The 25784-nt window shown below is 68.0% G+C and carries 22 protein-coding genes; 7 read left to right on the top strand and 15 right to left on the bottom strand.

Annotated elements, in window-relative coordinates; genetic code table 11:
• Window positions 1–5 precede the first annotated feature (5 nt).
• The 12 genes from ACH0BU_RS04650 to ACH0BU_RS04595 form a co-directional block, all read right to left on the bottom strand.
• Window positions 6–1898 carry an XrtA/PEP-CTERM system amidotransferase gene (locus tag ACH0BU_RS04650; RefSeq protein WP_314470013.1) on the bottom strand — a complete coding sequence of 631 codons (1893 nt, stop codon included), beginning with the start codon at window positions 1896–1898 and terminating at the stop codon, window positions 6–8.
• Window positions 1898–3427, bottom strand: a complete 1530-nt coding sequence (gene xrtA / locus ACH0BU_RS04645) for an exosortase A (protein ID WP_296220464.1) — start codon at window positions 3425–3427, stop codon at window positions 1898–1900. The genes ACH0BU_RS04650 and xrtA overlap by 1 nt, the downstream gene beginning before the upstream one ends.
• Entirely contained in the window at window positions 3424–4563 is a 1140-nt protein-coding gene (locus tag ACH0BU_RS04640) for a TIGR03087 family PEP-CTERM/XrtA system glycosyltransferase (protein ID WP_136452183.1), read from the bottom strand. The genes xrtA and ACH0BU_RS04640 overlap by 4 nt, the downstream gene beginning before the upstream one ends.
• Window position 4564: 1 nt before the next feature.
• Window positions 4565–5590, bottom strand: a complete 1026-nt coding sequence (locus ACH0BU_RS04635; RefSeq protein ID WP_500263830.1) for a FemAB family XrtA/PEP-CTERM system-associated protein — start codon at window positions 5588–5590, stop codon at window positions 4565–4567.
• The gene (locus ACH0BU_RS04630; RefSeq protein ID WP_296220468.1) at window positions 5587–6426 is read right to left on the bottom strand and encodes an XrtA system polysaccharide deacetylase; all 840 of its coding nucleotides are present in this window, start codon (window positions 6424–6426) and stop codon (window positions 5587–5589) included. The genes ACH0BU_RS04635 and ACH0BU_RS04630 overlap by 4 nt, the downstream gene beginning before the upstream one ends.
• Before the next feature lies 1 nt (window position 6427).
• Window positions 6428–7492 (bottom strand): AAA family ATPase, encoded by a 1065-nt coding sequence (locus tag ACH0BU_RS04625; protein ID WP_046411587.1) that lies wholly within the window; start codon window positions 7490–7492, stop codon window positions 6428–6430.
• A gap of 11 nt (window positions 7493–7503) precedes the next feature.
• Window positions 7504–9144 (bottom strand): hypothetical protein, encoded by a 1641-nt coding sequence (locus ACH0BU_RS04620; RefSeq protein ID WP_500263829.1) that lies wholly within the window; start codon window positions 9142–9144, stop codon window positions 7504–7506.
• Window positions 9128–10261: an AAA family ATPase gene (locus tag ACH0BU_RS04615; protein ID WP_125946111.1), complete on the bottom strand. Its 1134-nt coding sequence runs from the start codon at window positions 10259–10261 to the stop codon at window positions 9128–9130. Before ACH0BU_RS04615 ends, ACH0BU_RS04620 begins: the two co-directional genes overlap by 17 nt.
• On the bottom strand, window positions 10258–11781 hold the full coding sequence (locus ACH0BU_RS04610; RefSeq protein ID WP_136452186.1) for an XrtA system polysaccharide chain length determinant: 1524 nt from the start codon (window positions 11779–11781) through the stop codon (window positions 10258–10260). Before ACH0BU_RS04610 ends, ACH0BU_RS04615 begins: the two co-directional genes overlap by 4 nt.
• Window positions 11782–11793: 12 nt before the next feature.
• Window positions 11794–12441, bottom strand: coding sequence for an XrtA/PEP-CTERM system exopolysaccharide export protein (locus ACH0BU_RS04605; RefSeq protein WP_046411593.1), 648 nt, complete (start codon window positions 12439–12441; stop codon window positions 11794–11796).
• 100 nt (window positions 12442–12541) lie between these two features.
• Complete coding sequence (locus tag ACH0BU_RS04600; protein ID WP_500263828.1) at window positions 12542–13762, bottom strand: pyridoxal-dependent decarboxylase, exosortase A system-associated; 1221 nt, start codon at window positions 13760–13762, stop codon at window positions 12542–12544.
• The gene (locus ACH0BU_RS04595) at window positions 13759–15282 is read right to left on the bottom strand and encodes an AMP-binding protein (protein ID WP_296219998.1); all 1524 of its coding nucleotides are present in this window, start codon (window positions 15280–15282) and stop codon (window positions 13759–13761) included. Before ACH0BU_RS04595 ends, ACH0BU_RS04600 begins: the two co-directional genes overlap by 4 nt.
• A gap of 80 nt (window positions 15283–15362) precedes the next feature.
• Here ACH0BU_RS04595 and ACH0BU_RS04590 point away from each other — a divergent pair, with 80 nt between their 5' ends.
• The 3 genes from ACH0BU_RS04590 to ACH0BU_RS04580 are packed head-to-tail and all read left to right on the top strand — an operon-like array spanning window position 15363 to window position 17099.
• The gene (locus tag ACH0BU_RS04590; protein ID WP_500263827.1) at window positions 15363–15635 is read left to right on the top strand and encodes an acyl carrier protein; all 273 of its coding nucleotides are present in this window, start codon (window positions 15363–15365) and stop codon (window positions 15633–15635) included.
• A gap of 4 nt (window positions 15636–15639) precedes the next feature.
• Window positions 15640–16308, top strand: coding sequence for an alpha/beta hydrolase family protein (locus ACH0BU_RS04585; RefSeq protein ID WP_296219995.1), 669 nt, complete (start codon window positions 15640–15642; stop codon window positions 16306–16308).
• Window positions 16305–17099, top strand: coding sequence for a hydrolase 1, exosortase A system-associated (locus ACH0BU_RS04580; RefSeq protein WP_296219993.1), 795 nt, complete (start codon window positions 16305–16307; stop codon window positions 17097–17099). The genes ACH0BU_RS04585 and ACH0BU_RS04580 overlap by 4 nt, the downstream gene beginning before the upstream one ends.
• On the opposite strand, the gene ACH0BU_RS04575 is transcribed toward ACH0BU_RS04580, so the two are convergent.
• Both ACH0BU_RS04575 and trxB read right to left on the bottom strand, forming a co-directional pair.
• Entirely contained in the window at window positions 17086–18600 is a 1515-nt protein-coding gene (locus ACH0BU_RS04575) for a S10 family peptidase (protein ID WP_296219991.1), read from the bottom strand. The two genes, ACH0BU_RS04580 and ACH0BU_RS04575, sit on opposite strands and share 14 nt — an antisense overlap.
• Window positions 18601–18728: 128 nt before the next feature.
• On the bottom strand, window positions 18729–19697 hold the full coding sequence (gene trxB, locus ACH0BU_RS04570) for a thioredoxin-disulfide reductase (protein ID WP_296219989.1): 969 nt from the start codon (window positions 19695–19697) through the stop codon (window positions 18729–18731).
• A gap of 77 nt (window positions 19698–19774) precedes the next feature.
• Here trxB and ACH0BU_RS04565 point away from each other — a divergent pair, with 77 nt between their 5' ends.
• The gene (locus ACH0BU_RS04565; RefSeq protein WP_125946119.1) at window positions 19775–21160 is read left to right on the top strand and encodes a leucyl aminopeptidase family protein; all 1386 of its coding nucleotides are present in this window, start codon (window positions 19775–19777) and stop codon (window positions 21158–21160) included.
• A gap of 51 nt (window positions 21161–21211) precedes the next feature.
• Here ACH0BU_RS04565 and tpiA read toward each other — a convergent pair whose 3' ends face one another.
• Window positions 21212–21946, bottom strand: coding sequence for a triose-phosphate isomerase (tpiA, locus tag ACH0BU_RS04560; RefSeq protein ID WP_046411606.1), 735 nt, complete (start codon window positions 21944–21946; stop codon window positions 21212–21214).
• 78 nt (window positions 21947–22024) lie between these two features.
• On the opposite strand from tpiA, the gene ACH0BU_RS04555 reads away from it, so the two are divergent.
• Genes ACH0BU_RS04555 through ACH0BU_RS04545 form a run of 3 tightly spaced genes read left to right on the top strand, consistent with a single transcriptional unit; the run spans window position 22025 to window position 25780 of the window.
• The gene (locus ACH0BU_RS04555) at window positions 22025–23968 is read left to right on the top strand and encodes a SurA N-terminal domain-containing protein (protein ID WP_145119978.1); all 1944 of its coding nucleotides are present in this window, start codon (window positions 22025–22027) and stop codon (window positions 23966–23968) included.
• Window positions 23961–25469 (top strand): anthranilate synthase component I, encoded by a 1509-nt coding sequence (gene trpE / locus ACH0BU_RS04550; RefSeq protein ID WP_314470158.1) that lies wholly within the window; start codon window positions 23961–23963, stop codon window positions 25467–25469. Before ACH0BU_RS04555 ends, trpE begins: the two co-directional genes overlap by 8 nt.
• Entirely contained in the window at window positions 25466–25780 is a 315-nt protein-coding gene (locus ACH0BU_RS04545; protein WP_296219984.1) for a YciI-like protein, read from the top strand. The genes trpE and ACH0BU_RS04545 overlap by 4 nt, the downstream gene beginning before the upstream one ends.
• Window positions 25781–25784 lie beyond the last annotated feature (4 nt).

Raw genomic sequence — 25784 nt, 5'->3', positions numbered from 1 at the left:
GCTGATTAGCCGAACAGCCGCCGCAGGCTTCGTTCCAGCATCACGAACTGCCACAAGGTCCGTCCATGCTCGGCCCGGCCGGAGCGATGCGCTTCGGCGAGATCCGCCAGCGCGGCAAGATCGAACCAGCCGGTATCCGCGAGGGTGCGCGACCGTGCGAGAGCCGCGGCTTCCCCGGCGAGCGGCCCACGGAACCAGGCGCTGACCGGCGTCACGAAGCCCATCTTGGGCCGGTACAGCACCTGCTTGGGCAGATAGCGCTCCATCGCCTTCTTCATCAGCCACTTGCCCTCGCCCCGCCGCAGACGAAGCGAGGCGGGGAGCGACGCGGCGAAGGAGACCAGCCGGTGATCGAGCAATGGTTCGCGCGCCTCCAGGCTGACGGCCATGCTGGTGCGATCCGTCTTGGCCAGGATATCCCCCGGCAGCCAGATCTTGATGTCGGCATATTGCGCCCGGTCGATCGCGTCGCGAGCGGGGGCCGCAGCCATGGCGGCGACGTAGCGATCCTCCGCCCGATGCCCGCCGAGCGCCCGACGCGCGGCATCGGTGAACAGCCGGCGTCGCAGCGCTGGATCGGTCACGCCGACGGCGCGTGCATATCCCTCCCCGCCGTCCATCGCGAGCGACAGCAACGTCGTCTTCGCGCGCAGCGGCCGCGGCGCCCAATCCGCCTTCGGATAAGCGGCGCCTACCGCTCCAAAGACGCGGCGGCGCCACTCAGCGGGAAGGATCGCGCGCACGCGTTCCTCCGCCGCCTGGAAACGATAGCGACGGTATCCGGCGAATATCTCGTCTGCGCCATCACCCGACAGCGCCACGGTCACCTTCTCCCGCGCCAAGGCACAGACCTGATAGGTGGCGAGCGCGGAAGCGTCAGCGAAGGGTTCATCAAAGGCGGCGACGATGCGGTCGATCAGACCGAAATCGTCGGACCGGACCACCCGCTCGCTATGATCGGTGCGAAAGCGATCCGCGACCAGCGCAGCATAGCCACGCTCGTCATGGCCTGCCTCGTCAAAGCCGATCGTACAGGTGCGCACCGCCTGTGGGGTCGCCTCCGCCATCAGGGCAACCACCGCCGAACTGTCCACCCCGCCCGACAGGAACGCACCCAATGGTACATCCGCGACGAGGCGCGACCGCACCGCGGTGCGCAGATGGTCGACCAGTTCCTCTTCCAGCGCGCGCACCGAGCCGCGCCGCCGATCGGCAAAGGATACGTCCCACCATTGAATGGGTGCGGGGACAGGCTTGCCGCGCTCCACCAACAGGTAGTGGCCGGCCGAAAGCTTACTCACCCCGGCGATGATGCAGGCGTCATCCGGCACATAGCCAAAGGCCATGAAGTCCTCGACCGCGCGCACGTCTGCGACGCGGCGCAGCAGCGGGTGCGCCAGCAACCCCTTCAGCTCGGAGGAGAAGGCCAGCGCGCCATCAGCAAGGCGGGCATAGTGAAGCGGCTTCACGCCCAGCCGGTCGCGCGCCATGAACAGACGCTGCGATCTCGAGTCGTGCAGCACGAAGGCGAACATCCCGTCGAGCCGGTCGAGCATCGCCGGACCCCAGGCGGACCATGCCGCCAGCAGCACTTCGGTGTCGCCCGCGGTCTGGAACGCCCACCCCTTCGCGCCAAGCTCCGCGCGCAATTCGCGATAATTGTAGATGCAGCCGTTGAAGAGGACCGACAGCGCGCCCGAAGGATCGTGCATCGGCTGCCGCGAGCCTTCGACGTCGATGATCGACAATCGCCGATGACCAAAGCCGACGCCCGGCGCGGTCCATACTCCCTCCCCGTCGGGCCCGCGCGCGGCCATGGCGTCGATCATCGTGCGGATGCGCGCGGGATCGACCGGCTTGGGCGTCTCGGGATAATAGAGGCCGGCGAGGCCGCACATCAGCGCATCACCGCAGCGGTTACTTCGTCGAGCGGGCCAAGTGCCGCGCGGAAACGTGCCACGTCGGCAGCCGGATCGACATCGGGCGCCTTCACCGCGGACAGGTGAAGCGCGACCGCCCCCGGCTCACCACCGAGCAGACGGGCGTGCAGTGTGGCGAGTTTGACGATGGCGGGCTGGCTGGTCACGATTCCGCCGACCCGGTACCATGTGACTACGAGACGCTCCACCGGCTTCCCATCGCTTGCCGCCGCGGTGATCCGCATGGCCGAACCACCGTCTATTGGCGGCGGGTTTGCGATACGGACCCAGCGATCCCCTTCGCGCAGGACGCCGGTGCCATAGGAGATGATCTCCTTGCCCTCTTCCTGGTGGCCGAACACCGCGATCGCCACGTCGACGGCGCGCCCCTGAGCATCGACGTAGCGGCCGATCACCTGATGATCGGCAGAGGGATAGAAGGGTTGCCACGACGCCCGGGTGCTCAGCGGCGCGCGCGTCCAGCCCGGCACCTCCGGCAGGTCGATCCCCCTCGGCAACGGTTGCGTTCGCGCGCCAAGTCCGCCGGCCCATGCCGGGAAGATCGCGGTGGTGGCGATCACTAGAAGGGCGGCGACCGGCGCGGTAATGACCCTGGTCGAAGGCGCTGGAAGCGTGGCAGGATCAAAAGCGGGATCATCGGGCGCTCGGTCGAACCACCGCCAGCCGACCGCCATGACGACGGCCATGACAAGCGCGAAGAACAGCCAGCCGTACACGATGTGGTCAAATCCGGTGGCGGCCTGGAGCCCGACGAGTTGCGCAGCGTAGATCGTGCCGAACGCACGCACCCCGTTGGCGAGCACCGGCAGCACCAGCGACACCGCAAGGAATATAGCCCGGCGGCGGCGCGACCGGAAGCAAGTGTTCGCCACCAGCGCGGCGAAGGCGAGCATCGACAGCACGAACTTCGACCCGGAACATGCCTCTGCCACTTCAAAATAATAGGGGCCTGCATGGATCAGGACGCCGTCCGCCGCGGCCGGCACACCGGCCAGATGCAGGAGCGGCATGACGATCCGCACCGTCACCTGTTGCAGCGGCGGCTCAAGCCATTCGCCGAAGGGGATCGCGAAAAAAGCGTAAGCGAGAGGAAAGAGGAGCGCGCGGCCGACATGCGGCCCCAGAATGGTGACGACGGCACCCTCAAGCGTGATCAGAACGCCGAAATGACGCGCAGCCGCAACCCCGGCGGCCTCCCCCATCAGCCATCCCGCCCCGCCAGCCGCCACCAGCGCGAGGCCGGGCCACCAGGCGGCGGGGCGCAGCGCGGCAAGTTCCCGCCGCCGCGTCCAAACGAGCCACCCGACCACTGGCAGGATGAACAGGCAGTGGCCGTAGGTCGTACTGGTCCACCACAGCGTCAGCAGGTCGACAACGTCGCGACGGAACAGCAGGAGGATCGCCGCCGACGCCAGCACAAGCAACGAGAGATGCACCCTCCACGCTGCGGCTGCCGGGGCAGCGGGGCGAGAGAGCGCGAGCCTCATGCCGGCCCCAGACCGAGAAGCGTGTCGAGCGGCTTCAGCCGGGCATCCCAGCCGTAGCGGCCGATCACCTGCCGCCGCGCAGCTGTGCCGAGTTGGTCGGCCTGCTCAGGGCCGGCGAGTAGTTCCCGGATCGTGGCCGCATAATCCTCCGGCTGCACCGCGACACGAAGGGTGCCGGCATGATCGATGCCCTCCGCCGCGGCAGGGCTGGCAACCACCGGACGAGCCATCGCCATTGCCTCCAGCACCTTGTTCTGGATCCCGCGCGCGAGATGCAGCGGTGCAACGACGACGTCCGCAGCGGCCAGCCAGGAGCGAACGTCGGCGACCTCCCCCGTCACCGTGACGCGGGGGCCAGCCAATGCGCGAACCCGGGGCGTGGGCGCACGACCGACAATCGCGAAATGCGCATCGGGGAGCAGCGGCATGACCCGCTCGGCAAACCAGGCAACGGCGTCCACATTGGGGCGATAGTCCATCTGGCCCGTGAAGACGATCAACGGATGGTCTGCGGGCACCGGCGTGACCAGCGCCGGATCGTAGCGGAGCGTGTCGATGCCGTTTTCGACAGCCAGGCTTCCGGGAAGAAGCGCGGCCTCGGGTTCGCTGACGAACAGGCTGGCGGTAACGCGACCCGCAACCTGCCGCTCGAACGCGTGGAGCAGCCGTGCCTCGCGCTGCATCATCCACCGCATCGGTCCGTGTGCATCGGCGGCGTAGGCGGCGAACTTCGCGGAATCGAGATCGACGAAATCCATGATGACGCGCGGGAACTGCCCCGGCAGATATTGCGCCATCTGCCCCGAAAAGGCGTAGATCGCGTCGATCGACCGGCGGGCGAGCAGATCGTTCACCGCGGTCTTGATCCGGCAGTCGGCGAAGGCAGTCAGCGACACTGGGCGACCGGTGGCGAGTGCCTCGGCCGCGGCACGCACCTGCGGCTTGGTCCGGCGCACCAGGATGCATTCGTCGACCCGCGCTCGGTGCTCTGGCGCAATGGCTCCGTCCTCCTCGACAAAGGCGACCAGATGCACCCGCGCCCGCGCTGCCAGATACGACAGGATGTTGAAGCTGCGGATGCGATCGCCGCGGTCAGGCGGGAACGGCGCACGATGCGCCAGGAACAGGATCTCCACCCTAGCCGAGCCCGCGGCTGATCCAGGGACCGACAAGTGTCGCCAGCGGAAGCGGCAGTTTCTTCCACCCGCGCACCATCAGGGCATATTTCGGGTTGAGGGGATTAACCTCTCGCGCGGGGCCGTCCGACCATCGCGCGTAGGTCAGCGGCACGCCCTCGAACCCCCAGTTCTTCTTGAACGCCGCGGGCCCGGTCCCCGTCTTGGAGCGGCCAAAGTCGAAATGCGTGCAGCCACGCGCGCGGGCATGCGCCATCAGCGCGAAATACATCCGGTCATTGGCGCGCAGCGCACGCGCCGCCACGGTGCCGCCGCCCCAAAAGGGATAAGCCACGCCGTTGAAATACAGGCTGAGGACGCTCGCCACGGCGCGCCCCTGCCAGCGCACCGTCAGAATGTCACTGTCGAGACGCGCCAGCGCCTCGGTAAAGAGGCGGCGGGGAAACACAGGCGTGCCCAGGTTGCGAACCGATTCGGCGTATACCCGGTAATGTTCGCCAGCGAGTTCAGCGCCGCCGGTGACCACCTCAAGATCGCTGGTGAGCGACTTGCGCACCTCGGCGCGCTGCTTGCGGGGGATGGCGAGCAGTTCGGCGTCGTCATCCGCCGCGAGCGGTCGCGCAAAGCCGAGATAGCTGCTGCTGTCGCTCGACCAGCCGTCCGGCACCGGACCGCCGCGCAACTCCACGGAGGGACAGCCAAGCGCGCGGGCGGCGGCGGCGAGCGGCCGGGTGCCTTCGCCCAGCACGCCCCCGCCGACGGCGAAGCCAGCCGATACCAGCGCCTTGCCGAAGAGGGGGGACCGCATCTCGGTCAGCGGCAGCAGGCCGATAATTACTCCGTCGCGTTCGGCGATCAGGAAACGGCCACGCTGCCCGCAACCCACCTCCACCGCTTTCGTCCAGCCGGTCAGATGAAAGGGGGTGGCACTCGGGTGCGCGCGCACGAAGGCATCTATACGCTCATCCTCGCCGACGGCATCGCGAACGAGGACCCGGTCCGCGACGGCACCCAGCGCGCCGCTCACCAGCGCCGTTCCTGCACGGCCACGGCGTCGACACGGCCCCAGCGATGGCGTCCGAGCAGGCGGCGCAACTTGCCGGCCATGGCGCCGAGCCGGCTGTAGTGCCGCAGCCTGGAGCGAAGCGGGGCTCCAGCGACGCGCGGCTGGGCCGGATCGACTTCCCAGGGATGGAAGTAGAACATGCCCGCATGGCCGGCCTGGTTGGCCTGGCGTACCGCCGTGTCGGTCAACGCGGCCGGCAGCAGGCGGAAGAAGCCACCCCCAACGGCCATGCGCCGGCGCGCCAGCTCGGCAGTGGAAACCGGCAGCTCGATCAACGATGCGTCGGCGAGGGGTCGCCACGGAAAACGTGGGCTCTCCCGCCAGCCATAATGGTCATGCGCCACAGGGGCCACGCTGGAGGAATAGGCATAGCCGTCCTCCGCCAGCACGGGATGCGCCCATGGCGTGCGCGTGTCGATGGAGAAGCTGGGCGCGCGATAGCCCGTCACGGCGACGCCGCCGGCATCCTCCAGCGCGATCCGTGCCCGCTGCAGATCGGCACGGAACTGGTCCGCGGTCATGGTGAAAACCCGCTGATGATCCCAGCCGTGGCTAGCGACCTCATGCCCTTCGGCAACGATCCGCCGGATCAATGCCGGGTGACGATGCGCCACCCAGCCGAGCGTGAAGAATGTGGCCGTCACCCCTGCCTCGCCGAACAGGTCGAGGACGGTGCCGGTGTTCGCGACGACCCGGCTTTCGAGGCGATCCCAGTCGTTCTTGTCGATGGTGCGTTCGAAGGCGCCGACCTGGAACCATTCCTCCACGTCGACCGACATTCCGTTGACGATGGTCATGTCATGCAGCCGCGCCGCGTACTGCCTCCAGGCTGCCGCGCGGGGCGGGCGTGTCGCTTTCCACCCAGTCGACCAGCAGCGTGAGGATGCGGCGCAGGGCGGCATCCTGCTCCTCCACCCGCGACTCCAGCGCGGCAATGCGCTGCCGCAGCTCGGCGTCGGTGTCGGCGCTAGGAGACACTGCCTCCAACGGCGCGGACCGGATCGGGTCGGGCACGGCGCGCACCGCCGGCGTCACCCGTGCAGCGCTCGGCAGGTCCTTGGCGGCGTCGGCGCGCACGGTGTTGACCAGCGCCGCATCGATCACCGTCGCGTCGGTGATCGCTGCGTGCAGCAGGACACGGCCCATCAACTGGTTCAACCGCCGCGGTACGCCGCCGGTCGCACGGTGCAAAACCTGGAACACGTTGTCGGCGAAATCGGGTGTGCCCTTCCACCCCGCAATGCGTAGCCGGTGGGCGACGTAATCGGCGACTTCCTCTGGCTCCATCGGGTCGAGATGATGGATGGCGATCACGCGCTGGCGCAGTTGCTCCAGCCGGTCGGATCCGTTCAGCCGCTCGCGGAACTCGGGCTGACCCAGAAGGAATATCTGCAGCAGCGCGCGGTTGCCGGCCTGGAAGTTGGACAGCATGCGAAGCTCTTCGAGCGCCGACACAGGAAGCGCCTGCGCCTCGTCGACGATCAGCAACGTGCGCCGGCCAGTCCGCGCGACTGCGTGAAGCCCGCGTTCGATCAGCGTCAGCAGCTCGGCCTTGGTTCGGCCTACGGGATCGATATCAAGCCCGCTCGCCACCACCCGCAACAGATCGTCCGCCTCGATCGCGGTCGACACGATGGTAATGACCGAAAGGTTCGCCGGATCAATCTGTTCGGTCACGTGGCCCACCAGCGTCGTCTTGCCGGCGCCGATGTCGCCCGTGATGACGATGAAGCCCTCACCCTGCGCAAGGCCATAGCCGAGATAGGCCATCGCCTTCTTGTGCGTGGCCGAATCGAACCAGTAACGCGGGTCCGGCGTCAGCTGGAACGGGCGTTCGGTCAGGCCGAAATGATCCTCGTACATACCAAGCTTCCTCAGAAGGTATAACGCGCGCCGAGCAGCGCCTGTGCCGACCATTGGCTATCGAAGCGTTCCTGGTCGAAGGTGTAAACGCCCAGCGACGCCACCGTGCCGATCCGGCCGAACTGGTGGCTGTAGGTGCCCGTGGCGCCCAGGTTGAACACGCCATCCGCGCCCGGCAGCCCGCTTTCATAATAATTGGCGAACAGATTGGCATCGACCTGCGACACGCGGCTGAGCGCGCGTGACCAGAAAAGCTGCGCATAATAGCTTTCGTCGGTGATCCCGTAGGCGACGGTCCCCTCCGCAAGCTGCGGCACGTTGAGCCGGCGGTTGGCGTAGCCCGCGCCAAAGCCATAAGCGGTTCGGCCACGACGGGTGGAGATCACGCCGTCGATGCCCCGCGCGCGATAGCTGGCGGTGGAGATCGACTGGAAGACGTCGTTGAGACATGCCCCTGCCCCGCCGCCGGCGCCTCCGCCGGGGTTGCCGCCGAAGACACAGCCGTTGAACTGCTGGCCGAACGGGTTGGCCGAGCCCTGAAAGGCGGTGGGCAGATCGCGCAGGCCGTTGCGCAGCTGTCGCCCGAACGTACCGATGCCATCGTACAGCACGATCTGGAGCCCGCTGTCGCGCGCGATGTTCCAGTTGAGCGAGCCGAAATAAGTGTCGCCGCCATAGCGGTATCCAGCGTTGGCCTGAAGCTCGAGCCGGGGGCTGGGCCGCCAGATCACCCCGGCATCGTAGATGAGGCCGTCGGTGTTGTAGGCGATCCGCGCTGGTGAGCCCGGATCAGTCACGAAGCGTCCGTTGCGATCGATCACCGGATTGCCGCTCGCGTCGAGCAGCGCGTCGCGCTGGGTCGTTTCGATCTTTTCGTAGCCCGCGCCCGCCCGGAGCGCGACGGTGCGACTGACCGGCACCGTCACGTCGCCCCGCGCGAAATACCCCTCGTATGTCTGGTCGAGCTGGCCCGCCTCCTCGCGTTCATACGCGCCACTGACCGTCACGCCGACGGGCAATACGGTGCCCGCCGCAACGCCGGCCGACGCCTGCGCCACGACGTTGCGCGAATCATCGTAGTAATCGAGCCGCTGCTGCCCTGGTGCGACCCCAGTCGCACGCGGCGCTTCCACCTTCGTGTAGCCGGCAAAGGCGGATGCTGCGATCCGCACTGGCCCGGCCTGCGTCGTGACGCTGGGACCGGCGTAGAGCGAATAGACCTGGGTCAGATTGTCGGCCGGCCCGACAAATGTGCCTGGCGCCGCACCGCGAATGTCGCTGCGCGCCCGCGTCGCGATGGCACCGCCCTCGATGGAAAAGCCCGGGGCGACCCGCGCCGAGGCACGGGCGAGGCCGGTGTGCACGCTATCGTCGGCGTAGCGATCGTTCCACTGGATCCGCCGTTCGTAGCGGTAGCTGACCTGCCCCTCGACATTCCGGCCCGAGACGCCGGCATCGACCCCGACCGCAACCTGAGAATAGGTCAGCACTTCATCGTTGGTGAGATCCGCTGCAACGACCTGCGAAAGCTCAACATAAGGCTGCACATAGCGGGTACGCGCCTCGGCTCCGCCGGACGCCACCAGCGCCGCCAGAGCCACGCCGCCGGCCAAGTGATGCCGCACGCCCACCGGGTTACCCCTGATGACCATAATAGCTGCCAAAGCGGCCGCCGCCCGGCTCATAGGACCGCGAATTCAGCACCAGACTGATCTGTTCACAACCGTCGAGCAGCGCGACGGCCTCGCGCACATCCGCTTCCGTGGTCCGGTCGGCACGAACGACCAGCATCACCTGGCCGACCAGCAGGGCGAGGACGGAGGCTGGCGACGCGGCGAGCGCCGGCGGCGTATCGAATACGATGATGCGGCGAGGATCGTTGGCCAGCAGCTGATCGATCACGTCGCCGGTCCGCGCGCTGGCGAGCAGTTCCGTATCGGAATGGCTGCGCTTGCCGGCGGGCAACAGCGACAGTTGCGGCACGTCGGTGCGGACGACAAACGCCTCGGGATCGAGCGTTTCGTCCGCCAGGATGTCGAGCAAGCCGGTTGAATCATCGAGCCCGAGCGAGGCCATGATGTCGGGCTTCGCGAAGTCGCTGTCGACGAGCAGCACCTCGACATCGCGCTCGGCGGCGAGGCTGATCGCGAGATTGATCGCGCAGAAGGTCTTGCCGTCACCAGGCTTGCCGGACCCCACCAGGATCGTGCGGGACCGCTCGCCCAATGGCCCTTTCGCGATGGCGCGGGCGTTGAGCAGCAGCTGCCGCTTTACCAGCCGGAACTCCTCGGCCAGCGCGCCGATCGGTGCGCCCGGGACGAGCATGCCCTTCTCCGCCAGCATTGCCCGATCGATCCGCGCGATACCGTCGTCGTAGAGGATCGGCGCATCTTCTTCCTCGGCCCCAGCGCGAAGCTCGGGCGGAATGGCCATCAGCGTTGCGGCGGCCATCGGTGACAGCGCCTCGGCCCCCTCCGGCGCAGGCGGCGCAGCAGCGAGAAGGTCAAAGGTGAGGTCGAGCGGCTCGTCGTCAGCCGACGGTTGATCATGCGGCGCCGCCTCTGGCACGGTAGCGTCGACCGGGTCGTCCGCAGCGGGGGGCAAAGCAACAGGATCGTCGGCGAGCAACCGGGTGGCGACCGGATCCTGCGCTGGCGCCTCCGGCTCCGACGCCGGCACCACGTCGCGGCGGCGGAGGTGAGCGCCAAAGTCATAGACCTGCGCTGCACGCTCGATCAGCGACTCTTCGCGCTTTCTGGCGTTGGTCATGCCGCTAATCCCCGCTGGAGCATTTCGACGCCAAGCAGCGCCACGTAGCTGACACCCAGCGCGCCGACGCCGCCAGCAAACAGCTTCAGGCGCTTGCGCCGCAGTTCGGCCTGCCGACGCGTCAGCATTTCGCCGATCGACCCGATCACCGGCATGCCTGACGCCTTCTCCAGCCGCTGCGCCGTCGGGAACGTCGCCTGCACCCGGGACATGGCGAACGCGCCGCCGATGCCGCCAAAGATGCCGGCGATCAGCACGCCCGTCAGCAACAGCACCCGGTTGGGCGCGGACGGAGCGCGCGGTTGGGTGGGCGGATCGATGACCGAGAATTTGACTGCGTCTGTCTGGGTCTGGGCCTGGCTGCGCAGGTTCACCTGTTCGCGCTGTGCGAGCAGACGATCGTATTGATCCTTGAGCACCGTGTAATTGCGCTCGATCTCCCCCTGTTGCGCGGCGACCTCGGGATCCTCGGTCAGCTTCGCGTTCAGCGTGTCGAGATCACCCTGCAATTGCTGGCGACGGATGCGCAGCGCAGCGACATTGGCCTGACGGTCCGCCATCATCGATTGCAGCGACACATGGGCGGGATTCGGGACCCCGCCGGCGGCAGCGGCGCCCGCCGGTTCGCTGCGCGCAGCGGCCTGTGCCTGGGCGAGTTGGGCCTTCAGGGCCACCACGTCCGGATGATTATCGGTATAGCCGCGGCCACGCGCGTCGGCGAGCTGGCCCTGGATCGCAGCGACCCGCGCGCGTGCAGGGCCAACACCCGGCGCACCGCCCCCGCCGCCCGCGATCGTTGCAGGCGTACCGGCGAGTTGCCCCTGCAACGCAGCGAGGCTGGTCGAGGCAGCGGCGAGATCGCCGTCCACCTGGCTCAACTGAGCGCGCGCCGCGCCGATGCGGTCGCTGACCGATCCGGTGCCCGGCAGCGAGCCGAGGTAGCGGTTCTGAAAATCGGCGCGCTTCGCCTCGGCATCCTGCAGCTTGCCGCCGAGCGTTTCGAGCTGGCCGTCGAGGAACTGCAGCGTCTGGCTGCTCTGCTGGCGGTCGTCCGACAGGTTGGTTTCGACGAAGATGTCGATCAGCTTTTGGGTGATGCTGGTGGCGAGCTTCGGCGACGCTGCGGTCGAGACGATCTCGAAAAGATTGTCCTGCTGCGCGGTGATCTTGATCGCATTCTGCAGCCCGGCAGCACGATCCGCGATGTCGCGATCGGACGAGACCGTCTTCGCCAGGTCGGTGCCGCGCACGACCTTCTGCAGGTTGACCGACGAGGTCAGCGTCTGGCGCACGGTGTCGATGTCGCGCTGCTGGTCGCCCATCGCCGAAGGGTCAGCGCCGGCGGGCAGGATGGAGCGCATCTGAACGAAGACGCGCGCCCGGCTTTCATACCGGCTCGGGATCTGGCTGACGGCGAGCCAGCCCAGGATGCAGATGCCCCAGGCGATCGCGAGCGCCAGCCAGCGCCGCGTCCAGATCGCATGGGCCGCGATCCTGATCTCTTCGTAAAGGCCGGTCACGCGATCGTCCCTTTAGAACATGCTCTCGGGGATGATGATCACATCGCCCGGTTCGAGCCTGACGTTGGCGGACGAATCGCCGTTCTTCAGCAGCCGGTTGATGCTGAGCTTGTATTCCTTCTGCTTGCCGGTCGCGCGATCGTAGCGGATCAGCCGCGCGCGGTTTCCGGCGGCATATTCGTTCAGCCCCCCGACGGCGATCATCGCGTCGAGCAGCGTCATGTTGGCGCGATAGGGTAGCGCGGCCGGCTTTTCGGTCGCACCGACGATGCGGACCTGCTGGCTATACGTTCCCGAGAAACTGTCGACGATGACGCTGACGATCGGGTCCTGGATATATTCGGCGAGCGCCAGCTTCATGTCGTCGGCGAGCATCGCCGGGGTCTTGCCAACCGCCGGCATGTCGTTGACGAGTGGCGTCGTGATGCGGCCGTCGGGGCGCACCTGAACCTTGGCCGACAGTTCCGGGTTGCGCCACACGAAGATCTGGAGCGAATCGAGCGGGCCGATGACATATTCCTCGCCCGGTTGCTCCTTGCTGGCGACAAAGGCGGCCGGCGGCAGTTCGGGTCGGGCGCCGCCATTCGTCGCGCAGCCCGCCAGCATGGTGGCGGCCAGCAAGACCGGTGACAGCAAACTCAACCCACGCGAAACACGCATCGAAAAACCTCCGTCGGGCGCACACAACCGGCACGGAAAACATGGTTCCCGACCAGCATCGCTCACGGTCAACTATGTAAGTAAGAGGTGAAGATAGCGTTTAGGGGCGCTGGACGACACACTCTACCGCCGGGGGGTGTCCCAGAAAGAGACCGGGGCTCGCCGTCGCGCCATAGGCACCAGCGATAAAGATCGCAATCGTGTCGCCGACATCGGCACGCGGCAGGGCGACCTTGTCGGCGAGCCGATCGAGCGGGGTGCACAGGCAGCCGACCACCGACACCTCCTCGTCGCCCGCCTCGGCCATGCGGTGCGTCACAGCGACTGGATAGTTGCGCCGGACGACGGTGCCGAAATTACCGCTGGCGGCGAGCTGGTGGTGAAGCCCGCCATCGACCACCAGGAAGGTTTCGCCGCGGCTTTCCTTCCGGTCGATGACTCGGGTGAGATACACGCCGCTTTCGCCGACCAGCCAACGGCCCAGCTCGATGGCAAAGGTCGATCGAAGCCGGGTGCGACTTAGGGCGTCACCAAGCGCCGCGCCGATCGCTGCCAGATCGATCGGCGTGTCGCCGGCAAAATGCGGGATACCGAAACCGCCCCCAAGATTGACCAGGGGCGGCATATGCCCCGCTTCGTCGCTGAGACGTTCGGCGAGCGCGAGCGTCGCGGCCTGTGTCTCGATCAGCGCCTGGCTGTCGAGCGCCTGGCTGCCGGCGAAGATGTGAAAACCGCGCCAGTCACCCCCACCAGCGACGATCGCCCGCACGAGAGCGGCGGCCCGTTCCGCATCGACGCCGAAGGGTGATGGGCGCCCGCCCATCTTCATGCCGGACCCCTTGAGCTCCATGTCCGGATTGACGCGAACCGCGAGCCGCGGCGCTGTTCCAAGTCGCCCGCCGATCGCCAGCGCGCGCGCCGCCTCCCCTTCGGATTCCACGTTAAGCGTGGCGCCCGCAGTGATCGCAGCCTCCAGTTCCGCATCGCGCTTGCCCGGACCGGCAAAGCTGATTGCGCCGGCTGGCTTTACGCGCAGCGCCTTGTCGAGTTCGCCGGCCGACGCGACGTCCAGACCGTCGACCAGCGGCGCCATCGCCTGAAGCAGCGCCGGGTGCGGATTGGCCTTGATCGCATATTGAAGATCGACAGCCGGGAAGGCCGCGCGAAAAGCGCGTACCCGGTCGGCCACGATCGCTGGATCATAGACAAAGAGCGGCGATCCGTGTGCGGCCACCCATGCCGACGCGGCGCGATCGCCGATCATCAGCTCACCGCGCTGAGCGGCAAATTCCGGGGGTAGCGGCCCGAACGGCTTGCTCATGCTTTTTCCTCGCCCAGCGCAGCAGGCGCCTGCCGCGACAGCATCGCCGCGCGCAGCCCCGCACGGTCCAGCTTGCCATTGGCGTTGCGCGGCAGATCGTCGCGCCACTCGAACTGCGCCGGCTGCATGAAATTGGGCAGATCACGCCGCAGTCGGTCGCGCAACGCGGCTTCGTTCGCCGGATCACCCCGCACGATGACCATGATCGTCTGGCCCAGGCGAGGATCGGGAACGCCGATCGCCACCGCCTCCAACGCCTCGCCGCCGGCGACGATTGCTTCCTCCACCTCGCCCGGGCTGATCCGGTTGCCCGCCGATTTGATCATCTCGTCGTCGCGGCCGACAAAGCGGAGCAGTCCGTCCGTCCCGCGCAGTGCGGTGTCGCCCGACCAGACAGCGACGCCGCCATAGCGCGAAAAGCTCGGGGCCGCGCGAAAGCGTTGCGCGGTCCGTTCGGGATCGCGCCAATAACCCTGCGCTACCAACGGTCCAGCATGGACTAGCTCCCCCGCCTCTCCCGGACTGGCCTCGCCGCCGTCGGCGCGGACGATCATCACCTCGGCATGGGGGACGGCCGCACCGATCGCATCCGGATGAGCATCGACCAGCGACGGATCGAGGAAGGTCGACCGAAACGCCTCGGTCAGGCCGTACATCGGGTACAGATCAGCCCGCGGAAAACGCGCGCGCAGTTGGCGGACGAGCCGGGGCGTCAGCGCGCCGCCGGAATTGGTCAGCCGTCGCAGCCTGGCCGCCGTTTCGGTTGGCCACTCCGCCTCCAGCAACTGCACCCACAACGGCGGTACGCCTGCCAGCGTGGTGGCACCGACACGCTCCACGCCCTTCACCACGTCGCGCGGCGTGAGATAATCGAGCGGAGCGACGGTGGCGCCGGCCGCCCAGGTGGAGAACAGCTGGTTCTGCCCATAGTCGAAGCTGAGCGGGAGGACGCCGAGGACCACGTCGTCTGCGGCGAGGCGCAGATAATGCGCCACGCTGTTCGCGCCGAGCCAAAGGTTCGCGTGGCTGAGCATCACGCCCTTCGGCCTGCCGGTGGAGCCGGACGTGTACAAAATGGCCGCAAGCGAGTCCGGATCGGCCGCGGACGGAGGCATGGGCGGCCCGTCTCCGGCCAGCAGGTGAACAGCGATGTCGAGCGTGTCCGCCGCGTCGAGAGTCGCCGCCCGCGCAGGCTGGGTGAGCAGGAGCCGGGTACCGCTGTCGGCGAGGATGTGCGCCACCTGCGCCCGCTTGAGCAACGGGTTGATGGGCACGTGCACCAGACCGGCGCGGGGCGCGGCGAGCGGCATCAGACATGCCTCACGCGTTTTGGGCAGCCAGGTGGCGACTCGGTCGCCCGGCGCGAAGCCCTGTGCCGCCAGCCAGCCGGCGAGCCGCGCCACGCGATCCTCAAGCTCTGCGTAGCTCAGCGTGCCCGAACGATCGACCAGTGCGGGCGCGTCTGCTGCACCCGCGAGAACATGGTCGATCGGCTGCGGAACGGGGTCGATTGGCACCATATCGGCTGACCTTGCCCCGGAAAGTTGCGGAATTCATCCCCCCGGCTTAACGGCGGTGCAACAAAATTGAGGGGACGCAGGTGATTCCTGAAGGCAAGCCCGAAGTTGACGCCACGTTGCGCGCGATACTCAAGGACGTGCTTGGTCTGTTGAACGAACAGGTGGCTGGGTTCGACGATAGCACCCCGCTGTTCGGCGCGTTGCCGGAGCTCGATTCGATGGCGGTCGCCGGCGTGCTGACCGAGATCGAGGATCGGCTGGGCATCGTGATCGACGATGACGAGGTCGATGGCGAGATGCTGGAGACATTCGGCGCGTTGAGCACCTTCGCGTCCGCCAAGGCGCTGGTCTGAGCGAATGGCCGGGGCGTCCGGCCTGACCATCAGACATTATGACTGGTCCGGTGGGCGTGAGGCGATGCTTCGCTTCGGACCGGATCGGGGACCGGTCGTGGTCGCCACCCTGCCCTTTTACGAAGAATCCAACCGGACGCGCGCCGCGCTGATCGATGTGCTTCGGCGACTGGCCGCACGGGGGATCGCCGCCGCCCTGCCCGACCTGCCGGGCACCAACGAAAGTTTGCTGCCGACACGCGAGGCGACGCTGGCGAGGTGGCGCGATGCCTTTGCCGCTGCCTGCGCCAGCATGTCGGGGCCCGTGCACAGCATGGCGTGGCGGGCGGGCGCGCTGGTCGACGGGACCGCCGAGGTGACGAGCCGCTGGTATCTGGCGCCGCAGACCGGGGAAGCGGCCGAGCGCGAGCTGCGGCGCCTGCAACGGGCGAGCGGTGGCGAGGACGCTGGCGGCAATATCATCTCGGACGCGATGCTGGCGCAGCTGGCCGGGGCACAGCCGACGACCGAGGGCAGCGTCCGCGTGGTGCGGCTGGAAAGCGACCCCAGAGCCGCCGATCGCAAGCTTCCCGGCAGCGCCCTGTGGCGTGCGGCCGAGCCGGGCGTGGACCCGGCGCTACAGACGCTGATCGCGGACGACGTGGCGCGCTGGATCAACGGGGATACCGCTTGAGCCGCCGGCTGCTGACCTTTCCCTGCGAAGGCGACACGCTGGTCGGGACGCTGGATGGTCCACCGGAGGGGGGAGGCGGCGCGACCGGGTTGCTGATCGTCACTGGCGGGAACGAGATACGCGCCGGGGCGCATCGCGGTATGGCTGAGCTTGCCGCGCGGCTGGCGGCGGACGGCACGCCCGTCTTTCGCTACGATCGGCGGGGCGTCGGCGATTCCAGCGGAATCAACAGCGGCTTTCGCGGCGCGCGCGACGATCTGCTCGCTGCGGCGGCGACATTCCGTGCGGCGGCGCCGCAGGTCACGCGGCTGGTCGGGTTCGGCAATTGCGATGGCGCGACCAGCCTGGCCTGGTGGGGCCGCGAGGCCGGGTGCGATGCATTGGTCCTTGCCAACCCCTGGGCGGTCGAGCCGACCGACGCGCTGCCACCGCCAGCCGCGGTTCGCGCGCATTACGCAGCGCAGCTACGCGATCCTGCGGCATGGGCGCGGATTCTGCGCCGAGGCCTTTCGCTGCCCAAGCTGGTGCGCGGGTTGCACAGCATCGCAGCATCGCCGCGCGACGATGGCGTGACCGGCCGCACCATAGCGTCGATTGCACAATGGGGGCCGGACGCGACGATCGTGCTGGCGCGCGGTGACGGCACCGCCATCACCTATGCAGATGCGGCGCGGCGCGCGGGGATTTCCCCGCGCACCGTCACCGTGGATACCGGATCGCACAGCTTCGCCCGTTCCGGCGATGCGGTCGCGCTGGAAGCGGCGATCCGGCAGGTCCTCAGCGCGCCTTGATGAAGGCGCGGATGTCGTTCGACAGCTTCCGCAGATCCTCGTCGCGAACGTACATCATGTGGCCGGCATTGTACCAATGCCAGCTGATGCGCCCGTCGTTGGGGATGCCCGTGCGGTTGAGCGAATATTCCGCGCCGAAGAAGGGCGTCGCGAAATCATAATAGCCCTGGCCGACGAACACGCGCAGGCCGCTGTTCTCGCGCAGCGCCTTGCCGATGTAGGGCGCCACGTTGAGATAGCCCTCCCCGCCGCGCGGGCCGCCGATCTTCCAGTCCCAGTCACGCACGCCACCGATCGACACGTACGTCACGTCGGGCGAGTATTTCAGCGTCTCGCGCGAGTAGGCGTTCATCGCCGCGGTATAGGCGCCGTCGATGGCGTAGAAGCTGGGATCATTGTCGGGCGTTTCGCCGGCGTCGTCATAATCCTTGCCGACGTAGCGCGTGTCGAGGCGGCCGATCGTCTGCCCACGATCGCGCAGCAGTTCCTTGTAGAAACGACCCGGCGAGAGGCGAAGATCGGCGCGGGCAAGGTAATCCTGCGAGACGCCGGTGTAGCGCGACAGCTGCGGCAGAACCTGCTGGCGCTCCTGCGCGGTGAGTGAATTGCCCCTCAGCAGCGCCGAGGCGTAGGGACCGATGGCAAACGCCTTCGCCTCGGCGATGAATTCCTCGACCGTCGCGGGGCGATTGGCGACCTTGTTATGATACCAGGCGGTCGCCGCCATCGACGGCAGGTTGGTGACATAGCCAAGCTCGTTGCCGGGCGAATCCGCCGCGACGCTGAAATCGAGGATCGAGGAGATCAGCAGGATGCCGTTCACCGCCACGTCGGTGTAGGTGCCCTCCAGCTCGTTGATCACCGCCGCCGAGCGCGTGGTGCCGTAGCTTTCGCCACCGATGAACTTGGGCGCGTTCCAGCGGCCATGTTCGTTCAGCCAGAGGCGGATGAAGTCGGCCATCGACTTGGCATCCTTCGTCACGCCCCAATAATCCTTGGGATCGGTCTTCCCCAGCGCGCGGCTGAAGCCGGTGCCGACCGGATCGATGAACACGATGTCGGTGACGTCGAGCAGCGAATCGACATTGTCGATGACGGGATAGGGCGGCGCGCCATCGTCGCGGGCGTCCGAGGGAAGCACGACGCGCTTCGGCCCGAAGGCGCCCATGTGGAGCCACAAGGAGCCGGAACCCGGGCCGCCGTTCCACAGGAACGTCACCGGACGCTTGGGATCAACCGGGCCTTCCTTGATGTAGCTGTATGACGTGATCGCGGCGAGCGGCTTGCCGGCCTTGTCCTTCAGATAGGTTTCACCGGCGATCGCGCGATAATTGATGCGGGTGCCGCCGAAGGTGCCGGAATGGCGGGTGACGGAGACGACCGGCGGCGGGATGCTGGTGTCGTCGGCGGCCTGTTCGGCCTTGCTGTTCGGCTTGTCCTGCGCGCTCAACGGCGCGGCAACGAGCGCGGCGCCGAGCGCCAGCGCGATGCGTAACTTCATGCAATCCCCCAAATAGGCCGTGCCGGCCCTACCCCGGCATCCACTCTTTTTCCGCGTGATAAACGCGCGCCGAGACTGCGGCAGGGTGGATGCCGGGACAAGCCCGGCACGGCTATTTTTTTGGAGATTTACTCTGCGGCTTCGGCCATTTTCTCGAAATCGGCCTCGGCGAGGAAGCGCTCGGCGTCGAGCGCGGCCATGCAGCCGGTGCCGGCCGCCGTGATCGCCTGGCGATAGGTCTTGTCCATCACGTCGCCGCAGGCGAACACGCCGGGCACGCTGGTCCGCGTCGATCCGGTATCGACCTTGATATAATGATCCTCGTCCAGCTCGAGGTGGCCGCGGAACAGCTCGGTCGCCGGATGGTGGCCGATCGCGACGAAGCCGCCCTCCACGTCGAGGCGGCTGTGCTCACCAGTGACCGTATCGACGAGGTCGAGCGCGACGAGGCCGGCATTGCCGCCGCCGTCGACGAACTCACGCACTTCCTTGTTCCACAGCACCTTTACCTTGGGATGCGCGAACAGCCGCTCCTGCAAGATGCGCTCCGCACGGAGTGAATCGCGGCGGTGGATCAGCGTCACGTCGTCCGAGTGGTTGGTGAGGTAAAGCGCCTCCTCCACCGCGGTGTTGCCGCCGCCGATCACCGCGACCTTCTTGCCGCGATAGAAGAAGCCATCGCAGGTGGCGCAGGCGGAGACGCCCTTGCCCTTCATCGCATCCTCGCTGGCGAGGCCGAGCCACTTGGCCTGCGCGCCGGTGGCGATGACGAGCACGTCGCCTTCATAGATATCGCCGCTGTCGCCGGTGAGGCGGAACGGGCGGCGCGCCAGATCGACCGAGACGACCGTGTCCCACACCAGCGTGGTGCCGACATGCTCCGCCTGCTTCTGCATCTGCTCCATCAGCCACGGGCCCTGGATCACCTCGGCAAAGCCGGGGTAATTTTCCACGTCGGTGGTGGTCATCAGCTGGCCGCCGGGCTGGATGCCCTGGACGAGGATCGGCTTCATGCCCGCGCGGGCACCATAGATGGCGGCGGACAGGCCAGCGGGGCCCGAGCCGAGGATGAGCATGCGAGTCGAGTGAGTGGTCATGCCCGCGATGTAGGATGCGGCGCGACCCAAGGGAACCGCGCGTTGCGCCGACGGTGAAGTCCTGCTTTGCTGGCCCCATGACCGACTTTTCCAGCCTGCTCGCCCCCGACCGGGGCCAGCCTGCCCGCACCATCCATGTCGTCCACCCCGACCGGTTCGAGGAATGGCTCATCGCCCAGCCGGCGCGCACGCGCACCGCGGTGGCGGCCAACAAGGTGGTGGGAAAGCCGGGCAATCGCGCGATCCTTCCCGGCGATGCGCCCGACGACTGGGCGATGCTGCTGGTGTGCAACGAGGATGTGACATCGCCGTGGCGGATTGCGTCGCTGGGTGATGGCCTGCCCGAAGGCACGTACCGGCTGGCGGAGGGCGAGCCGGGCGCGGCGATGCTGGGCTGGTGCCTCGCGCAGCATCGCTTCACCCGCTATCGTAGCGCGCCCGACGCGCAGGGGCCGCGCGTGCTGCTGACCGGCGAGCCGGGGCGGATCGAGGAGATCGTCCGGCTGGCGGAGGCGACCGCGCTGGTCCGCGATCTGGTCGACACCGGCGCATCGGACCTGGGGCCGGCGGATCTGGAGGCGCAGGTCGAGCTGCTGGCGAAGGCGCATGGTGCGACGACGCGAGTGACGCGCGGCGATGCGCTGGCGGTGGAATATCCGATGATCCACGTCGTCGGCCAGGCAGCGAGCAAGGAACGTGCGCCGCGGCTGATCGAGCTGGAATGGGGCGATCCTGCCCACCCCCGCATCGCGCTGGTCGGCAAGGGCGTCTGCTTCGATTCGGGCGGGCTCGACGTCAAGACGTCGGGCGGGATGCGGCTGATGAAGAAGGACATGGGCGGCGCGGCGCACATGATCGCGCTTGCCGGGCTGGTCATGGGCGCGAAGCTGAAGGTGCGGCTGCACCTGCTGGTGCCGGCGGTGGAGAATGCGATTGCCGGCAATGCCTTTCGTCCCGGCGATGTGCTGCGCAGTCGGGCGGGGCTGATGGTGGAGAATACCAACACCGATGCCGAGGGGCGACTGATCCTGGCCGACGCACTGACCCGCGCGGTGGAGGATCGGCCGGAGTTGATCGTGGACTTTGCGACGCTGACCGGTGCGGCGCGGGTTGCGCTGGGGCCGGACCTGCCACCGTTGTTCGCCAATGACGAGGAGCTGGCGGCCGACTTCCTTGCCGCAGGCACCGCCGCGCATGACCCTTTGTGGCGGTTGCCGCTGTGGGATGGCTATGACGACATGCTGAAGTCGGACGTCGCAGACATGGTCAATGCGCCCGATGGCGGCTTTGCCGGTGCGGTGACGGCGGCGCTGTTCCTGCGGCGCTTCGTGCCCAAGGATATCGCCTGGGCGCATGTCGATACATTCGCGTGGCGCCCTGCCCCCCGGCCGGGCAGGCCCAAGGGCGGCGCGGCGCTGGGGCTCGCCGCCGCCTGGGGTGTGCTGCGCAAGCGCTACGGCTGACGCTTCTGCCAGCGTCCGGCGTCGCGCACGGGCGCGACGCCGTGGCGCGGATCAGCCGGCTGCTTTGATGATCGGGACGAACTTGGCCGCGGTCAGGCTGGCGCCGCCGACCAGCGCGCCATCCACATTGGCCGCATGGAGAAGGCCGGCGGCGTTTTCCGCCGTCACCGAGCCGCCGTAGAGCAGGCGGATGCTGTCCGCCTGATCCACACCCAGCGCCTCTGCCAGCGCCGCGCGAATGGCGGCGTGCATCGCCTCCACATCGGCGACCGTCGCAACCTTGCCCGTGCCGATCGCCCAGATCGGCTCATAAGCGATCGACAGCCAGTCACCCGACGCGCCATCCGGCAGTGAGGCACGCAGCTGCGCCGTGACGACTGCTTCCGCCTTGCCCGCCTCACGCTGCTCCAGCGTTTCGCCGACGCACAGGATGGCGGTGAGGCCGTGGCGGTGCAGCGCCTCCGCCTTGGCCTTCACGTCGGCGTCGCTTTCATGCTGGCCCTGCCGCCGTTCGGAATGGCCGACGATCGAGAAGGACGCGCCCGCCTCCTTCACCATCGGAGCGGAGACGCAGCCGGTATGCGCGCCGCTGTCGGCGCCGTGCACGTCCTCGGCACCAATCGGAAAACGCGCGCGGCCAGCGGCCGGATGGATCAGGGTCGCCGGGACCGCGATCGCCACATCGACACCGCCGTCCGCCGCGTCATTGATCGCATCGAGCTCGGCCAATGCCGCGAGGCTGCCGTTCATCTTCCAGTTTCCGGCTACCAACTTGCGCCGCATGATCTCTCCCCACTTGGTTGTGCCGTTGCGGTAACGAAGGCGGCACCCTAAAGCGAGCGTCGTTCAACGGATTGGCGCTGCATGCTCGGGTTCTTTCGTCGTATCATCAATTCGCGCGTCGGCGTGATCGTCACCATGGGTGTCCTTGGCCTTATCGCGATCGCGTTTGCGCTGGGTGACATCACCGGCCTCCAGACCGGCGGCGCGTCTGGCGCGACCGTCGCCAAGGTGGGCGGCCAGAGCGTCAACGAGACCGAACTGACCCGGCGCGTGCAGGACGAACTGCGCGGCGCGCAGCAGCGCAACCCGGGGCTCGAGATGAGCCAGCTGGTCGCCGAGGGCGGCGTCGAGGCGATCCTCGACCGGATGCTGAACGGCCTGGCGCTGCAAGCGTTCGGCCGCGACCAGGGCATGGTCGTCAGCAAGGCGCTGGTCGGCAGCGAATTGCGCAACATCCCCGGGCTGCAGGGCCCGACGGGCAAGTTCGACCAGGCGGTGTATGAGCAGGTGCTCGCCCGCAACCGGCTGACCGATGCGCAGGTGCAGGAAGACATTGCGCGCGAGACGATGGTGCAGTTCCTGTTGCGGCCGCAGATGGGCGCGACGCAGGTGCCGGAATCGCTGGCGCTGCCCTATGCCTCGCTGCTGCTGGAGCGTCGTGCCGGTCAGGTCGCGCTGATCCCGGCCGCCGCGATGCCGGGCGGTGCCGCGCCGACCGACCCGGAACTGCAGGATTGGTACAAGCGCAACATCGCGCGCTACTCGCTGCCCGAGCGTCGCATCGTTCGCTACGCCATGGTGACGCCCGAGTTCGTGAAGGCCCGCGGCACGCCCACCGATGCCGAGATCGCCGCAGCCTACAATGGCGACAAGGCCCGCTGGGCAGCGCGCGAGACGCGCACCGTGTCGCTGGTCACCGTGCTTGACCAGAATGCCGCCAATGCCCTGGCGACCAAGATCCGCGGCGGCACCCCTGTCGCGGATGCGGCGCGCGCCGCCGGGCTGGAGGCACGCCGCCTCGAGGCGCAGGACAAGCAGGCGCTGACCGGCGCGACCTCTGGCGCGGTGGCCGATGCCGCCTTCGCCGCGCCGGCCAATGGCGTGATCGGCCCCGTCCGCGGTTCGATCGGCTTCGTCGTCGGCAAGATCGAGAAGGTCGCGCAGGTCCCCGGCAAGACGCTGGCCGAGGCGCGCCCGACGCTGGTCGAGGAATTGACCAAGAAGAAGACCGCCGACGCTCTGACGGCGATGCGCGACTCGCTGGAAAATGCGATCGCTGACAATGCCAACTTCTCCGAGCTGGTGGCCGAGCAGAAGCTGAGTGCCGCGACCACGCCGGCACTGACCGCAACCGGCGCCAACCCGGAGGCTCCGGCCGCGCAGCCTGACGCGGCGCTGATGCCGATCCTGTCCGCCGCCTTCCAGTCCGAAGAGGGCGACGATCCGCAGGTGGTGCAGACCGGGCCTGACGGCAGCTTCGCCCTCGTCGCGCTCGACCGGATCGTTCGCGCCGCGCCGCGCCCGATCGCGCAGGTCCGCGACCAGGTGACCAAGGACCTGCAGGAGGATCGCGCCCGCCGCGCCGCGCGCACCGCCGCGAGCAAGGCACTGGCCGCGATCAACAAGGGTGTGGCGTTCGACAAGGCACTGGCCGAGGCTGGTGCCAAGGGCGCGAAGACCGACAGCGTGGTCGCCGCCCGCTCACAGATCAACGCCGATCCGCGTGGGCCGAACCCGGTACTGGCCCTGCTGTTCAGCATGAAGGGCGGCACCGCCAAGATGCTGGAAGCGCCCGATCGCAGCGGCTGGCTGATCGTCAAGGTCGACAAGATCTCGCCGGGTGACGCCGCCAAGGCGCCGCAGGTGATCGCTGCCACGCGTCAGGACCTTGGCCGTGCGATGGGGCCGGAATATGCCCAGCAATTCACCGAGGCGGTGAAGCGGGCGATGAAGGTGTCGCAGAACGCGGACGCGCTGGCCCGCGTGAAGGCCAGCCTCTCCGGCGAGGGGGGCTCCAATCCGTAACGCTGGGCAGGACGCAGCCGCGGCTGCGCTGACGAACGGGCGGCCGGCGCTGCTGTGGCGCCGCCGCATCGCGGACACCGAGACGCCGGTCGCCGCGGCGCTGAAGCTGATCGAGCCGGGGCGCGGCGATTACCTCCTCGAATCGGTCGAGGGCGGCGCGATCCGCGGTCGTTACAGCATGTTGGGGCTTGCGCCTGACCTCGTCTTCCGCGCCGAAGGAAACGACGCCGCGATCAACCGCCAGTGGCTGACGGATCGGTCGGCGTTCGCGCCATGCGACACCCCGACGCTGGCCGCGCTGCGCGCGCTGGTCGCCTCCTGCCGGATGGACGTGCCAGCGGAACTACCGCCGGCGCTCGCGTGCCTGGTCGGCTATTTCGGTTATGAGACGATCGGGCTGGTCGAGAGCCTGCCCGCGCCAAAGACCGATGCGCTTGGCCTGCCGGACATGATGTTCGTCCGCCCGACCGTGATCCTTGTTTTTGACCGGCTGGCGGACGCCCTGTTCCTGGTGGCGCCTGTTTGGCCCGACGACCAGCGATCGCCCGAGAGCGTGATCGCCGCGGCGGCCGAGCGGCTGGACGCGATCGAGGCGCGGCTGGAGGCCACTGCCCTGCCCCCGCGCGTTCGGGCCGAGGCCAGCGACGTGGCGCTGTCCCCGGTGCTGCCGGAGGGGCGCTATGCCGAGATGGTGCGCGCCGCGAAGGACTATATCGTCGCTGGCGACATCTTTCAGGTCGTCCTGGCGCAGCGTTTCACTGCGCCGTTCACGCTGCCGCCGTTCGAGTTGTACCGCGCGTTGCGGCGGATCAATCCGTCGCCCTTCCTCTACCATCTCGACCTGCCCGGCTTCGCGCTGACCGGATCGAGCCCGGAGATCCTGGTGCGGGTGCGCGATGGCGAGGTAACGATCCGGCCGATCGCCGGCACCCGGCCGCGCGGCAAAACCGCGACCGAGGATGAGGCGAACCGCGCCAGCCTGCTTGCCGACCCGAAGGAACGCGCGGAGCATCTGATGCTGCTCGACCTCGGGCGCAACGACGTTGGCCGCGTGTCACAAGCCGGGTCAGTCACGGTCACCGACAGCTACACGGTCGAATTCTACAGTCACGTCATGCACATCGTGTCGAACGTGGTCGGTGCGCTCGACCCCAAGCGTGACGCGATCGATGCGTTGTTCGCCGGCTTCCCGGCGGGGACGGTCAGCGGCGCGCCCAAGGTGCGCGCCTGCCAGATCATCGCCGAACTGGAGAGCGAGAAGCGCGGCGCTTATGCGGGGGGAGTTGGTTATTTCTCGCCCGACGGATCGATGGATTCGTGCATCGTCCTGCGCACCGCAGTGGTGAAGGACGGCACCATGCACGTCCAGGCGGGCGCGGGCATCGTGGCGGACAGCGACCCGGCCTATGAGCAGCGCGAGTGCGAGGCGAAGTCGGGAGCGTTGCTGGCCGCCGCGCGCGAGGCGATCGCGCAGGCGAGTGCCGGCGGCTTCGGCCAGTGAGCGACGGCGCAGCCACCGACGGCCATTTCCTGCTGCGATACGAACTGGCGGCGGACTATCTGGAACGGCGCGGTACGTTGCGCGACGCTCATCTGGCGCTTGCATGGGAAGCGGCGGATCGCGGCGCCTTGCTGCTGGGCGGCACGGTGGGAGAGCCGATCGAGTCCGCGCTGCTGCTGTTCACCGACCGCGCGGCGGTCGAGGCCTTTGCCAATGCCGATCCTTATGTGCGCGAGGGATTGGTGATGCGCTGGCAGGTCAGCCGCTGGCACACCGTCGTCGGATCGGGTGCCGCGACACCGCTGCGCTGAGCCG

Source organism: Sphingomonas olei, from assembly GCF_045369765.1.
Classification (GTDB): domain Bacteria; phylum Pseudomonadota; class Alphaproteobacteria; order Sphingomonadales; family Sphingomonadaceae; genus Sphingomonas; species Sphingomonas panaciterrae.
The sequence above is the reverse complement of the archived record's forward strand: the minus strand, read 5'-3'. Positions and strand labels throughout refer to the sequence as shown.

What these genes read in the sequence shown, in the direction of transcription:
- ACH0BU_RS04650 (WP_314470013.1), bottom strand. Translation starts at nt 1,898, where the DNA reads ATGTGCGGCCTCGCCGGCCTCTATTATCCCGAGACGCCCAAGCCGGTC.
- xrtA (WP_296220464.1), bottom strand. Translation starts at nt 3,427, where the DNA reads ATGAGGCTCGCGCTCTCTCGCCCCGCTGCCCCGGCAGCCGCAGCGTGG.
- ACH0BU_RS04630 (WP_296220468.1), bottom strand. Translation starts at nt 6,426, where the DNA reads ATGACCATCGTCAACGGAATGTCGGTCGACGTGGAGGAATGGTTCCAG.
- ACH0BU_RS04625 (WP_046411587.1), bottom strand. Translation starts at nt 7,492, where the DNA reads ATGTACGAGGATCATTTCGGCCTGACCGAACGCCCGTTCCAGCTGACG.
- ACH0BU_RS04620 (WP_500263829.1), bottom strand. Translation starts at nt 9,144, where the DNA reads ATGGTCATCAGGGGTAACCCGGTGGGCGTGCGGCATCACTTGGCCGGC.
- ACH0BU_RS04615 (WP_125946111.1), bottom strand. Translation starts at nt 10,261, where the DNA reads ATGACCAACGCCAGAAAGCGCGAAGAGTCGCTGATCGAGCGTGCAGCG.
- ACH0BU_RS04605 (WP_046411593.1), bottom strand. Translation starts at nt 12,441, where the DNA reads ATGCGTGTTTCGCGTGGGTTGAGTTTGCTGTCACCGGTCTTGCTGGCC.
- ACH0BU_RS04600 (WP_500263828.1), bottom strand. Translation starts at nt 13,762, where the DNA reads ATGAGCAAGCCGTTCGGGCCGCTACCCCCGGAATTTGCCGCTCAGCGC.
- ACH0BU_RS04595 (WP_296219998.1), bottom strand. Translation starts at nt 15,282, where the DNA reads ATGGTGCCAATCGACCCCGTTCCGCAGCCGATCGACCATGTTCTCGCG.
- ACH0BU_RS04585 (WP_296219995.1), top strand. Translation starts at nt 15,640, where the DNA reads ATGGCCGGGGCGTCCGGCCTGACCATCAGACATTATGACTGGTCCGGT.
- ACH0BU_RS04575 (WP_296219991.1), bottom strand. Translation starts at nt 18,600, where the DNA reads ATGAAGTTACGCATCGCGCTGGCGCTCGGCGCCGCGCTCGTTGCCGCG.
- trxB (WP_296219989.1), bottom strand. Translation starts at nt 19,697, where the DNA reads ATGACCACTCACTCGACTCGCATGCTCATCCTCGGCTCGGGCCCCGCT.
- ACH0BU_RS04565 (WP_125946119.1), top strand. Translation starts at nt 19,775, where the DNA reads ATGACCGACTTTTCCAGCCTGCTCGCCCCCGACCGGGGCCAGCCTGCC.
- ACH0BU_RS04555 (WP_145119978.1), top strand. Translation starts at nt 22,025, where the DNA reads ATGCTCGGGTTCTTTCGTCGTATCATCAATTCGCGCGTCGGCGTGATC.